A 12387-nucleotide genomic window follows, 5' to 3' on the forward strand; every position below is an offset into this window, starting at 1 on the left:
TGATCCGTCGTTCACGTGTCGTCCCTTCTCCGGTCCTGCTCGATCAGTTCGTTCCCACGGGCGATGCTCGCCGCCAGCGACTCCCCCACTTTCGCCGTGGCGGTGAACACGTTCTCCCGGCCGATCGCCTCGAGTGCTCGGGTTGCCGAGAGCTGATCGAGGAGGCTCTTCCCGATCCCCGAGAGCATCAGGTGGCTCCCGGTGTCGTGCAGTTCGGCCGCGTACCGCGTGATCGCCCGGATGATGGTGCTGCCCAGGTCGTCCTTGCCGCGCAGCCGCAGCACGACGACCGAGCCGCGGGTGTCGTCGGTGACCGTCGGCAGCTGATCGGTGAACAGCGGTGCGGAGGCGAAGAACAGACTCCCGTAGACGGTCAGCACGACGAGTTCGTGCGGCGCGAGCACGACCGGCGGCTTCTCCTCCCGAGGGAGCGGCGCGCCCGGGTCGAACACCCACTGGACGACCCGGAGGGTGTTCGACAGGCGGGTCACGAACAGGATCACGGCGATCCCGATCCCGATGAGCACGGCGTACTGCAGCGGGATGATGAGTGTCAGCACGAAAGTGATCACCATGATCGTGGCCTGCGCGGGGCTGGTGCGCCAGACGCCGAGAATCTGGTCGAACCGCAGCATCCGGGCGCCCACGACGATCAGCAGACCCGACAGCGCGGGCATCGCGATGTAGCCGGCGAGTTCGCTGAACCCCAGGATCACGACGATCATGACCGCGCCGGCGGAGAGGTTCGCCAGTCTGCTCTTCGCGCCGGCCGCCACCAGCAGGTTGGTCGACGACATCGACCCGCCCACGGGCATCCCGCGCAGGATGCCCGACGCGATGTTCGCGAGACCCTGACCGCGGAAGTCGCCCGACACATTCGGGTACTCGCCGTTCGGATTCGGCACGGCCTGACTGATCGCGGCCCCCTGCACCAGCCCGACGAAGGCCAGCGACAGAGCGGGGATCAGCAGCACCGGCACCGCCTCGAGCGACGGGAGCACCGGCACCGGCAGTGCGGCGGGGATCTCGGTGATGTCGCGCAGCACCTCGACTCCGCCGAGCTGCGGGATGGCCGCGACGAGGGAGCCGACCACCACTGCGACGACGAGACCGAGCGAACGCAGCGGAGTGCGTTCGAGCACGACGATGAGCGCGATGGTGATCACCCCGACGAGTACGGACTGCCAGTGGAAGGACGTCACATTCATGACGGTGGAGAAGGCGCGGGCGAGCCGGCCCTGCGCCTCGCTGGTGTAACCGGTGAAACCGGCGAGCTGGCCGAGGATGATGTTGATCGCGACAGCGGTGATGAAGCCGGTGAGCACCGCGTTCGGGATGAAGCGCACGAGCGAACCGAGCCGCAGCACGCCCAGCAGGAGCATGACCAGCCCGGTCAGGATGCCCAGCGTGGCGAGAGCCGTGGCCTGTCCCTGCCCGTGGTGGACCTCGGAGACGTCCGACACGATCACCGCCAGGGCGCCGGTCGACTGGACGGTCATCAGCACGGAGCTGGTCGACACGGCGCCGACGACGGTCCCGACGAGATAGCCGTAGAGTCCGGCCACCGGCGAGAGCCCCGCCAGCAGCCCGTTGGCCAGCCCGTCGGGAACCCCGACGAGACCGCGGACCAGACCGGCCCCGAGGTCCTTCCCGATGTTCCGGTAGCGAGGTCGTCGCGTGCGGCGCTCTGTCACCCCGACCGCCCTTCGACCACCACTGCCGGTCGCTACGTGAGCAGTTTCGCCTTGGCGGCGGCGAACTCGTCGTCCGAGAGGATCCCCTGCGAGTGCATCGTCGCGAGGTTCTGGATCTGGGTCATGAGGTCGTCTCCGGCCGACGCGGCGGGCGCTGCAGGCGCGGGGGGCGGGGGCGCCTGATACGCCTGCTGCTGGGCGACCGCCTGCTGGGCGGCCGCATCCATCTGCGCCTGCTGCTGCTGCTGTTCGTAGGCCTGTGCTTCAGCGGCTTGCTGGGCTTTGGCGTCCTGGCGTCCGCGGATCCCGCCCGAGACTGCGGTCGCGGTTCCCGCGACGACAGCCGTGGTCGCGGCAACGCGGAGGAGTCCCCCGCGGCCCGCTCGTCGTCCAAGCATGATTGTTCTCCTTCGGTATCCGGTCGGCGTCACCCTTGGGTGGCGGCGACCACTTCGTTGACGACGGGTGCGGGGATCCGCTCCGTCTGCAGGACGCGGCCGCCGGCCCGGTAGAGCGTCTCGGCGAACTCGCGCGCCCAAACGTGCTCGACCACGAGCATGGCCGCGGAGGTTCCCGGTTCGATGGCCTCACCCAGGTCGTTCACGTCCTCTTCGCCTGCCAGCCCGAGCTCGACGACTTCAAGGCCCACGAGACCGTACTGATCCGCGATCTCCTCGAGCTCCACGACGGTCAGCTCGCCGTCCAGCGCACGCGTCACGAACAGCAGGTCGAGCAGCCTCACCGCATCCGATTCGATGAGCTCGAGGATGCCGTCCACCACCTTCTGGCCGGGACGCTCGCCGTCGAATCCGATCAAGAAGATCTCGACGGGGCCGTACTCGAATTCAGCCATGATCGTCTCTCCGCTTTCTGCTCGTGGGTTCTTCCTCATATCCCATGGTTCTTCCCTTCCGTCGTGGCCCGGCTTCGTCTCACAGACGCGTCAGACCGTTTCCGATGATCACCACCCCGATCATGATGAAGATCAGGATGCTCACGATGCGGCTGTTGGCGTCCAGCCACGAACGCGCCCGGACGAGCGAGCGCTCGGTCTTCGCGGGCGAGACGAAACTCGCGATGATCGGAACGGCGACGGTCGACGCCGAGACGAGCGTGTACACGCCGATCGCGATGGCCGTCTCGCCGTTCGACAGGTCGTCCCCTCGCAATGACAGGCCGGCGGCCGCGCTCAGCAGGATCGCTTTGGGCCGGACGTTCAGGACGAGCGCGAGCCCGAAGGTCGACCACGGCCCCAGCGAGCCGACCGCCGACATCCACTTCGGGATGCCGCTCGACGGTTTCCCCGCACCCTGGCGCCAGACGATCACGGCGTACACGAGCAGGGCGACCCCGATGGCGATGAGCAAGGTGCCGATCGCCGCCTGCGACTTCCTCGGCGGCCCGCTCGGGATCGCGTGCGCGAGCAGCGTGAACGCGACGACCACCACGATGAGCCCGAGCACCCAGCCGAGCAGAAAGGTCAGCGACGAGCGGCTCTTGTTCGGCGAGAGCAGGATCAGGATGGTTGTCATGATCGGCACAGAACTGAGCGCGACAGCGACGGCGATCGGGAGCACATGACCCAAAGCCGCCCACATGCACACTCCCTTCGTGAGTCGTTCTCGCTGTCAGCACGGTAATCCGGGCATCCGGCGGCCTACATCACCCGGTTGGGATGATGTAGCACTGCCGTCACGATCCCTACCGTTGGGACATGACAGGTGGGTTACCGCGCGCGACGACGATCCTGGTCGGCCTGGCGGCCGCGACAGTGACGGCGATCGGCATGAGCGGGATCCGCGGGATCCTGGCGCCGACCCTGCTCACTCTGGTCCTGGTGATCTGCGCGAACCCGGTGCGCACCGGCCTCCTCAAGAGAGGCGTGCCCGGAGGGCTCGCGACCGGATCCGTCATCCTGGTCGTCTTCGGTCTGCTCGCCGGCTTCACCTACACGGTCCTGATCGCGTTCGCACAGTTCGTCGCGATGCTCCCGAGCTATTCCAGCCAGTTCGCGCAGATCGGGGAGAACATCGCCACCTGGCTGAAGAGCATCGGGGTCGGTCAAGCGCAGATCAAACAGCTCAAGGACGGCATCGATCCGAGCAAGATCGCCACCGTGGTGACGGACACCCTGGGGAACGTCGCGGGCATCACCGGCGCGCTGGTCATCGTCCTGACGATGATGATCCTGATGGCCGCCGACGCCGTCTACGCCAAGACGGTGCTCGGCCAGTTGAACGCGCACAAGCCGGACCTGGTGGCGGCGCTCGGCCACTACGCCCACGATGTCCGCCGCTATATGGTCGTCACAACGGTGCTCGGCGTCGCGCAAGGCGCCCTGAACGCCATCGCGCTCTATATCCTGCAGGTGCCGGCTGCGCTCCTCTGGGGACTGCTGGCCTTCCTCTGCAGCTTCATCCCGAACATCGGCTACTTCTTCGCGCTCATCCCGCCCCTCTTCTTCGGGTTCCTGGTCGGTGGCTGGCCGACCGCCATCGCGGTCGTCGTCATCTACGGGATCATCAACGCCGTGGTCCAGTCGATCGTCCAGCCCCGTGTGGTCGGGCAGGCCGTTTCGCTCAGCCAGACGATCACCTTCTTCTCCGTGCTCTTCTGGGCCGTGATCATCGGACCGGTCGGCGCAATCCTCGCGATCCCGCTCACGCTGCTGGCGAAGACCATCCTCGTCGACGCCGACCCGGGCGCTCACTGGTGGCGGCCGGCCCTCGGACCGACCGGCGAGACCAGGAACCTCGCCAAGGCCGCCGATGCTGCCGCGAAAGCGAACCGCCAGGGACAGCGCGCCGCGCACAAGGCGGATCCCGCTACGTCGCCTCCGACGGAGTGACCGGGTTCACCGACACCAGCTCGATATTGAGCCCGCCGAGCACCTCGAGCAGTCCGTGCAGTCGCGCCTGATCCTCGATGGGTCCGACCAGATGGGTCTTTCCACGGTCGATGAAACTCACCGTGAAGCCGGGGAACGCCGCCGCGACAGCGGGCCCGAGTGTCCCCTTGATGACGATCTCGTACAGTTCGGTGGACACGGTGGGATTCCGGCCGGCTAGGCGATGCCGAGCGCCCGGCGGGCGTTGATGGTCTTGGTCTGCGAGCGCAGAGTGAACAGGTCGGCGACGGTGCCGAAGCCGAACAGGCCGAAGGTGATCAGCCACAGGACACCCTGGCCGAGCTTGCCCAGATAGAAGTGCTGCATCCCGCACAGACCGATGAGCGAGAAGCCCATCGCGAGGTAGGCGAGGGCCGGCGACTTCGGCATCAGGGCTGCGGCGGGAGGGGGCGGCAACTGGACGTACACGTTGGTCACGGACGACGATGCGGCCGGCACCGCGGGTGCGGCAGGCGCCGCGGCTGCGGCAGGCACAACGGGTGCGGTCTGCACGGGTGCGGCCGGTACGACGGATGCGGCCGGCTGACTCGCGGCCGCCCCGTCCTCGTCGCTCACCACTCCTCCTCGCGCAGGAAGGGCTCGTGGCGCGAGCCGGAGGCGTCCAGGATCACGGCCGTCGACTCCGGCACTTCGGTGAAGACGCCGGGAAGGTCGTTCAACGGCTCGGAGACGATGACCTGCGCACGTTTGCCGAAGATCTTCAGCCGGTCGATGTCCGGATACATCTCCTGCAGGGTCGGGATGTCCACCGAGTGGAACAGCGACCGCGACCGTCCTTCCGACGAATACCGGAACGCCCACATCGTCTCGCCGTCGGAGATCGCGACCGTGCCCTGCATGGGGAAGCGGATGCCGTTCTCGTGGCCGACTTTCTCGACCATCCGGATGGCCGCCCCGAGCCCCGCGACCGGATCATCGCGCAGGCCCAGCGTGAGGGCGAGGTAGAAGAGCACCTCTGAGTCGGTCGTGCCCAAGACGTTCGGGTAGAGCGAGGGATCGATGGCGAAGGTGAGCTCACGCTTCGACTTGTGGAAGTCCGCCAGAGCGCCGTTGTGCATGAACATCCAGTTCTCGTAACGGAACGGATGGCAGTTGGTCTGCTGGATCGGCGGCCCGGCCGCTGCACGCACGTGACTGAAGAACAACGGGCTCTCGATGTTGCTCGTCAGTTCGCGGAGGTTGAGGTCGTTCCAGGCCGGATCGGTGCTGTGGAACAGCGCCGGCTCACTCCCCTTCGTGGCGCCGGTCGAATACCAGCCGAAGCCGAACCCGTCGCCGTTGACTGTCTCCGCACCCAGCGGAGAGTTCAGCGACTGGGCGACGATCGAATGCTGGGCGTCCAGCACCACCGTCGACGGTTTGAGGGGCTCCCCCGAATACGCCAGCCACCGGCACATGACGATCATCTCCTTGCATTCGGCCACTTGTACGTCGATCGATGGGGCTACGATCCCATTCACCAGCGTTGCGCGAATCATCCGAGGCGGGTGATAAGCGCTGGTCTCACGAGCGAAGTCCTGTCACACTGAGGTCGGAAGAGAGCCGGATATGGTCACGGGATGGGGTGTACCAACTCAGGTCGTCGATCGGCCGGCGCTCCGCGAAGAACTGGACGGCTCGCTCAGCCAGCCGCTCGCTCTTCTCGTAGCGCAGGCCGGCGCCGGCAAGACCGTGCTGCTCGCGCAATGGGCGGAGCGGCATCCCGAGCGTGAGTTCGTGTGGGTCGACATCGTGCCCCACGACAACGATCCTGCGCACCTCGCCGGTCGGCTCGTCGGCGGGCTCGCAACCGTGCGACCCGGGTTCGCCGCACTGACCCAGCTCGTCGGGCCGCCACACCGCGGACTCGGCGAGGCCTTTCTGAACGCGCTGGCCCTCCAGCTCGGTGAGCTCCCCCCGTCGGTCATCGTCCTCGACGATCTGCACCATCTCACGAACACGACCGTGATCGACGACCTCCTGTGGCTCGTCGATCGCCTGCCCGCCCACGTCCATCTCGTGATCGCGTCCCGCGTCGACCTCCCGCTCAACTGGGTGCGCCACCGCCTGCACGACGACGTCACCGAGATCCGTGGGTCCGACCTCGCTTTCACCGCCGCGGAGTCGGCCGAGCTGCTCCAGAACATCTCCGGGCACACGCTCTCCGACGAGAACGTGGGTCTTCTCGTCGAACGCACCGAGGGGTGGGCAGCCGGCCTCCAGCTGGCGGGTCTGAGGCTCAAGAGCAGCGACGACGACGATTCGTTCATCGAGCAGTTCGGCGGAACAGACCGCCTGATCGCCGACTATCTCGGCGAGGAGGTGCTCAACGCTCAGCCGGCGGCGCTGAGAGCCCGGATGCTCCTCGCATCGGCCCTCGACGAGGTGAGCGGCGAGCTGCTTGCGGCTGTCACCGGCGAGCACGACCTGCAGCAGTTCTTCGAGACGCTGGAACGCGGGTCGCTCTTCCTCGTGCCCCTCGACAGCCACCGCGAGTGGTTCCGCTTCCACCAGCTGTTCCGCGACCTCCTGCGCTACAACCTCCGGGCCGAGGCGCCCGACGCGGAGCGGGTGGTCCTCACGCGCGCCGCCGCCTGGCATCGGGAGCGCGGTGAGATCGATCGAGCGGTCGAATACCTGCTGCGGGCGAAGGACTGGGACGCAGCCCTGGATTTGATCCGTTCCAGCGGCGCGGAGATCTATGAGAGGGGCGAGATGCGCACGGTGATCCGGTGGATCACCGAACTCCCCCGCTCGGTGGTGCCCGATCGGGTCGACGTCACCCTCCTCCTCGGAGTCCTGCGCGCCCTCGAAGGCCAGATGGTCGTCGCCGAGGATCTCCTGCGACGGGTGCTGACCCACGCCGATGCGTCCGAAGGCCAGCGGATGGTCGCTCAGACGATCCTCTCCGCTCGCGCCCAATGGAGCCCCCACCCGGAGAACTCGGCCGACATCGCGTGCCGCGCCGTCGCACTGCTCGAGGAGCATCCGGGCACTTCGACCCCCGACGTGCTCGGGATCACCGATCGTTCCTCTCTGATGACGCTCGCGCTGCTCTCGGGCGGCCGATCGCAGTTCCTGAGCGGCGACCTCGACGAGTCGCGGAGGTGGCTGGAGCAGGCGCTCGAGTCGGAGGGTGCGAGCTTCGCGCCCTGGCGGGTCGGGGCGCTGGGCTCCCTCGCCCTGGTCGAAGCCTGGTGCGGACGGACGCCGCTGGCCGAGGAGCTCATCGCCGAGGCCCTCGACGTCGCCGTCGAAGCCGAGCTCATCACCCACCCCTCGACGGCCGACGCGCATCTGGCGCAGGCTCTCGTCGCCGAGGAGCGCGCTCAGCCGATCCGGGCATCCCGTGCGCTGCGCGAAGGAGTCACCCGCGCGGCCGCGAACGGGCGCACGCAGCTCCTGTGGGTCGGTCACCTCCTCGAGACCCGGATCCGCGAAGCCGAGGGCGCCGGCGAACGCACTCGGATGTCGCCGCCCCCCGGGCCGCCCCCGGCCATCGTCCGCGATCGCCTGAGCGCCTCCCGCTTCCGGACGCGGCGCCTCGACGGGCGGGCGGAGGGCGGACTGATCGCCGACGCCGACGGGCACGACGACACGCCGTGGGTGCGGTTCGAGCGCATCGCGGCAGCGCTGACACTGCTCCAGCCGGATCGCGCGCGAACCCTTCTCGCGTCGGTCCCCGAACCCTCCCCCACCGACGCGCCGCTCACGGTCGTCGAACGCCTGATCCTCCTCGGCTGGCTGGCCGACATCGAGGGGCACACCTCGACGGCGCAGCGCTTGCTGCGCACCGCGCTGCACCGCGCAGAGCCCGAGGAGCTGATCGATGTGTTCCTGCGTGCCGGGCCGACGGTGGTCTCCCAACTGCAGCGACTGCCGAGTCCCCCGTCCGACTTCCAGACGCGCATCCTCGAACGCGCCGGCGTCGTGCTTGCTCCCGCGGGTGCGCAAGGGCTCCCCGAGCCTCTCACCGCCCGCGAACTCGAGATCCTGTCGTACCTGCCGAGCCGTTCGACGAACACCGAGCTGGCGGAGCGGTTCTACGTCTCCGTCAACACGATCAAGACTCACATGGTCCACATCTACCGCAAGCTCGACGTGCCCAATCGGAGTGCGGCGATCGTGCGCGCCCGCGAGCTCGGCCTTCTGCAGTAGCAGACATCATCCGAACAGGATGATGCCGCCCGTCGCGTTGCCGCGCTAATTTCGCAACGCGTCCCTATGGGCGTGCGTAAGCGGAGGGAGCGAATTGTGGATCGCATCGACCCTGCTGCGACGGACCTTCCGCCGACTCAACCCATCGACATCACGGACATCCTGGACCATCTGGGGCACACGGACGAAGGAGCAAGCACATGACTGATGAGATACAGGAGGACGTCGGACCGGTCGACTTCGTGATCATCGAGTTCCCCGAAGGGCAGCAGAACTTCTCGGGCGAAGTGATCGACGAACTCGTGAAGCTCGTCGACGCGGGCACGATCCGGCTCGTCGACGCGATCATCCTGATCAAAGACGACGAGGGCGACGTGGATGCGATGGAGCTGTCGGACGTCGAGGGCCTCGGTCCGCTCGAGGCGATCGCCGCGGGCCTCGCCGATTTCCTGGCCGCGGACGACGTCGCCGACCTCGCCGCGGCGATGGATCCGGGGAGCGTGGCGGGCGTGCTCGTCTACGAGAACCTCTGGGCCGGCCCGTTCGCAGCGGCCGCGCGCCGTGCCGGCGGTCGACTCATCGCCGACGGTCGCATCCACAGCCAGGCCATAGCGGAAGCCCTCGAAGCCGAGGCAGCACTCGAAGCGGAAGAAGGAGCCTGAGATGTTGAGAGCAGGACGTGTCGGACGAGTAGGGGTCGTTCGCGCCCCGATCGCAAAGGCGGCCGTCGTGACCAGGGCTGTCACGCCCGGCCCGGCGCCCGTGGCCAAGGCAGCGGTCATCGGCGCCGCGGTGACACCGCGACGCCGTCGGATCTGAACGGGAGGTCGGGAGATGAGCACTGCAGAGAGCACAGTCCAGAGAACCGGGTGGATCGGCTGGATCCGGTTCGCCGCCGTGATGCTGCTCCTCAACGGGATCTTCAGCGTCATCCAGGGAATCGTGGCCATCTTCGCGCCCGACCCGTACTACGTCGTCACGAAGGGACAGCTGTTCCTCTTCGACATCAGCGGCTGGGGGTGGTGGACCCTCATCACCGGCATCCTGCTGATCGTGACCGGCGGCATGCTGTTCACCGGGACGGGCTGGGCGCGCGTGGTGGCGGTGATCCTCGTCATCCTCAGCGCGATCGGGCAACTGCTGCTGATCCCCGCACAGCCGTGGTGGGCGTCGATCAACATCGGCATCGACATCCTCATCATCTACGCGATCACCGCCCACGGCCGCGAACTGCGCCCGAGGCCGTAGAGCCCGTCCGGAGGACCGTCATGAATCCCGATCGTCATGCGCGCACGATGCTCCCGATCCCCGACCGTCCCCGGCCGGGCCTGACGACCTACGATGCGAAGGACCCGGAGACCTCGTATCCTCCGATCGAGCCGCTGCTTCCTCCGGAGGGCGCGCCGAACGTCCTGATCATCCTGGTGGATGACGCCGGCTTCGGGTCGGCGACCGCGTTCGGCGGTCCCTGCGCCACCCCGAACGCGGAGAAGCTCGCCGCAGGCGGCCTGAGCTACAACCGCTTCCACACCACAGCTCTCTGCGCCCCCACGCGTGCTGCGCTGCTGAGCGGGCGGAACCACCACTCCGTCGGCATGGGGAGCATCACCGAGACGGCGACGTCCGCGCCCGGGAACAGCTCCGTCCGGCCGAACACGAAGGCACCGCTGGCGATGACCCTGAAGCTGAACGGGTACTCGACCGCGCAGTTCGGGAAGTGCCACGAAGTCCCCGTCTGGCAGTCGTCCCCTATGGGGCCGTTCGACGCGTGGCCGTCTGCGGGAGGAGGCTTCGAGGCGTTCTACGGCTTCATCGGCGGGGAGAACAACCAGTGGGACCCCGCTCTCTACGAGGGGACGACGCCCGTCGAACCTCCCGCGACGCCGGAAGAGGGCTATCACCTGACCGAGGACCTGGCCGATCACGCGATCACCTGGATCCGCACCCAGAAGGCTCTCATGCCCGAGAAGCCCTTCTTCGTGTATTTCGCGCCGGGCGCGACGCATGCCCCGCACCACGTTCCCAAGGAGTGGGCGGACAAGTACGCGGGACGATTCGCCGACGGCTGGGACGCACAGCGGGAGAAGACGTTCGCACGTCAGAAGGAGCTCGGGATCATCCCGGCCGACGCCGAGCTGACTGCGCGGCACACCGAGATCCCCGCGTGGGATGACATGCCGGATGACCTCAAGCCGGTGCTGGAGCGCGAGATGGAGGTCTATGCGGGGTTCATGGAGCACACGGACCACCACATCGGCCGCGTGATCGACACCATCTCCGATCTCGGGATCCTCGACAACACGATCATCTACTACATCATCGGGGACAATGGCGCCTCGGCAGAGGGAACCCTCAACGGCGCCTTCAACGAGATGGCGAACTTCAACGGGATGGCCGCGCTCGAGACGCCGGAGTACCTGCGTTCGAAGCTCGACGAGTTCGGCAGTCCGACGTCGTACAACCACTACGCGGTCGGCTGGGCGTGGGCGATGGATGCGCCGTTCCAGTGGACGAAGCAGGTGGCCTCGCACTGGGGCGGCACCCGTAACGGCACCATCGTGCACTGGCCGGACGGGATCGCCGAGAAGGGCGGACGGCGAACCCAGTTCACGCACGTGATCGACGTGGCCCCGACCATCCTGGAAGCGGCGGGCCTGCCCGAACCGACCATGGTGAACGGCGTTCAGCAGTCCCCGATCGAGGGGACGAGCATGTTGTACACCTTCAACGATCAGGCGGCCGACGAGCGACACGACCTGCAGTACTTCGAGATGTTCGGCAATCGGGGCATCTATCACAAGGGATGGAGCGCGGTCACGAAGCACCGTACCCCGTGGGTCATGATGGGCGGTGTCATCCCCGCATTCGACGACGATGTCTGGGAGCTCTACGACGGCACCACCGACTACAGCCAGGCCCGCGACCTCGCAGCCGAGCAACCGGAGACGCTGCACCGACTCCAACGGCTCTGGCTGATCGAAGCGGCCAAGTACAACGTGCTCCCCATCGACGACCGCGGCGCTGAGCGGCTCAACCCCGAACTCGCGGGCCGGCCGACACTCATCCGCGGCAACAGCCAGCTCCTGTTCGCCGGGATGGGCCGGCTCTCCGAGAACAGCGTCGTCAGCATCAAGAACAAGTCGTTCTCGATCACCGCCGAGATCGTCGTCCCCGAGGGCGGTGCCGACGGGGTGATCATCGCCCAAGGCGGACGATTCGGCGGCTGGAGCCTCTACACCACCGGCGGCAGGGCCAAATTCGTCTACAACGTGCTGGGCATCCAGGAGTTCCCGATCGAAGCCTCGGAGCCGATCCCGGCCGGCACGCATCAGGTGCGCGCCGAGTTCGCCTACGACGGCGGCGGGCTGGCGAAGGGTGGCGATGTCACCCTCTACTACGACGGCGAGAAGGCCGGCTCCGGCCGGGTCGGAGCCACCCAGGCGATGATCTTCTCCGCCGACGAGACCACCGATGTCGGCTACGAGTCCGGCACGGCGGTCGCGTCCGACTACACCCCGAAGACCAGCCGGTTCACCGGCAGGATCAACTGGGTGCAGATCGACCTGGGGGTCGACGACAACGACCACTTCATCGACCCGGAAGAACGCTTCCGGATCGCCATGGCACGACAATAGAGAGGGAGCCGAT

The 12387-nt window shown here is 67.4% G+C and carries 12 protein-coding genes; 5 read left to right on the forward strand and 7 right to left on the reverse strand.

Features of this window, described 5'->3' with window-relative positions:
- Positions 1–11: 11 nt before the first annotated feature.
- The 4 genes from ACFVV5_RS08045 to ACFVV5_RS08060 all read right to left on the reverse strand — a co-directional run bounded on the left by ACFVV5_RS08045 (position 12) and on the right by ACFVV5_RS08060 (position 3292).
- Positions 12–1694, reverse strand: coding sequence for a SulP family inorganic anion transporter (locus ACFVV5_RS08045; protein WP_387241627.1), 1683 nt, complete (start codon positions 1692–1694; stop codon positions 12–14).
- Between the two features lie 32 nt (positions 1695–1726).
- Positions 1727–2092, reverse strand: a complete 366-nt coding sequence (locus ACFVV5_RS08050; RefSeq protein WP_387241630.1) for an SHOCT domain-containing protein — start codon at positions 2090–2092, stop codon at positions 1727–1729.
- A 29-nt stretch (positions 2093–2121) separates the two neighbouring features.
- Entirely contained in the window at positions 2122–2547 is a 426-nt protein-coding gene (locus ACFVV5_RS08055) for a DUF6325 family protein (RefSeq protein ID WP_387241633.1), read from the reverse strand.
- A 79-nt stretch (positions 2548–2626) separates the two neighbouring features.
- Complete coding sequence (locus ACFVV5_RS08060; protein WP_387241636.1) at positions 2627–3292, reverse strand: GAP family protein; 666 nt, start codon at positions 3290–3292, stop codon at positions 2627–2629.
- Positions 3293–3408: 116 nt separating this feature from the next.
- Between ACFVV5_RS08060 and ACFVV5_RS08065 the strand changes: the two genes are divergently transcribed.
- Entirely contained in the window at positions 3409–4542 is a 1134-nt protein-coding gene (locus ACFVV5_RS08065; protein ID WP_387241639.1) for an AI-2E family transporter, read from the forward strand.
- On the opposite strand, the gene ACFVV5_RS08070 is transcribed toward ACFVV5_RS08065, so the two are convergent.
- The 3 genes from ACFVV5_RS08070 to ACFVV5_RS08080 are packed head-to-tail and all read right to left on the reverse strand — an operon-like array spanning position 4520 to position 5999.
- The gene (locus ACFVV5_RS08070) at positions 4520–4741 is read right to left on the reverse strand and encodes a hypothetical protein (protein ID WP_387241642.1); all 222 of its coding nucleotides are present in this window, start codon (positions 4739–4741) and stop codon (positions 4520–4522) included. The two genes, ACFVV5_RS08065 and ACFVV5_RS08070, sit on opposite strands and share 23 nt — an antisense overlap.
- A 17-nt stretch (positions 4742–4758) precedes the next feature.
- On the reverse strand, positions 4759–5157 hold the full coding sequence (locus tag ACFVV5_RS08075; protein ID WP_387241645.1) for a TM2 domain-containing protein: 399 nt from the start codon (positions 5155–5157) through the stop codon (positions 4759–4761).
- A complete protein-coding gene (locus ACFVV5_RS08080) occupies positions 5154–5999 on the reverse strand; it encodes a class II glutamine amidotransferase (RefSeq protein WP_387241647.1) in 846 nt (281 codons plus the stop codon). The genes ACFVV5_RS08075 and ACFVV5_RS08080 overlap by 4 nt, the downstream gene beginning before the upstream one ends.
- Before the next feature lie 151 nt (positions 6000–6150).
- Between ACFVV5_RS08080 and ACFVV5_RS08085 the strand changes: the two genes are divergently transcribed.
- The 4 genes from ACFVV5_RS08085 to ACFVV5_RS08100 all read left to right on the forward strand — a co-directional run bounded on the left by ACFVV5_RS08085 (position 6151) and on the right by ACFVV5_RS08100 (position 12374).
- A complete protein-coding gene (locus ACFVV5_RS08085) occupies positions 6151–8739 on the forward strand; it encodes a LuxR C-terminal-related transcriptional regulator (RefSeq protein ID WP_387241650.1) in 2589 nt (862 codons plus the stop codon).
- A gap of 200 nt (positions 8740–8939) precedes the next feature.
- Complete coding sequence (locus ACFVV5_RS08090) at positions 8940–9401, forward strand: DUF6325 family protein (protein ID WP_387241652.1); 462 nt, start codon at positions 8940–8942, stop codon at positions 9399–9401.
- Positions 9402–9573: 172 nt separating this feature from the next.
- The gene (locus ACFVV5_RS08095; protein ID WP_387241655.1) at positions 9574–9987 is read left to right on the forward strand and encodes a hypothetical protein; all 414 of its coding nucleotides are present in this window, start codon (positions 9574–9576) and stop codon (positions 9985–9987) included.
- Positions 9988–10007: 20 nt separating this feature from the next.
- Positions 10008–12374 carry a sulfatase-like hydrolase/transferase gene (locus tag ACFVV5_RS08100; protein WP_387241657.1) on the forward strand — a complete coding sequence of 789 codons (2367 nt, stop codon included), beginning with the start codon at positions 10008–10010 and terminating at the stop codon, positions 12372–12374.
- Positions 12375–12387 lie beyond the last annotated feature (13 nt).

Origin of the sequence: Leifsonia sp. NPDC058248 (assembly GCF_042881905.1) — a bacterium.
Classification (GTDB): domain Bacteria; phylum Actinomycetota; class Actinomycetes; order Actinomycetales; family Microbacteriaceae; genus Leifsonia.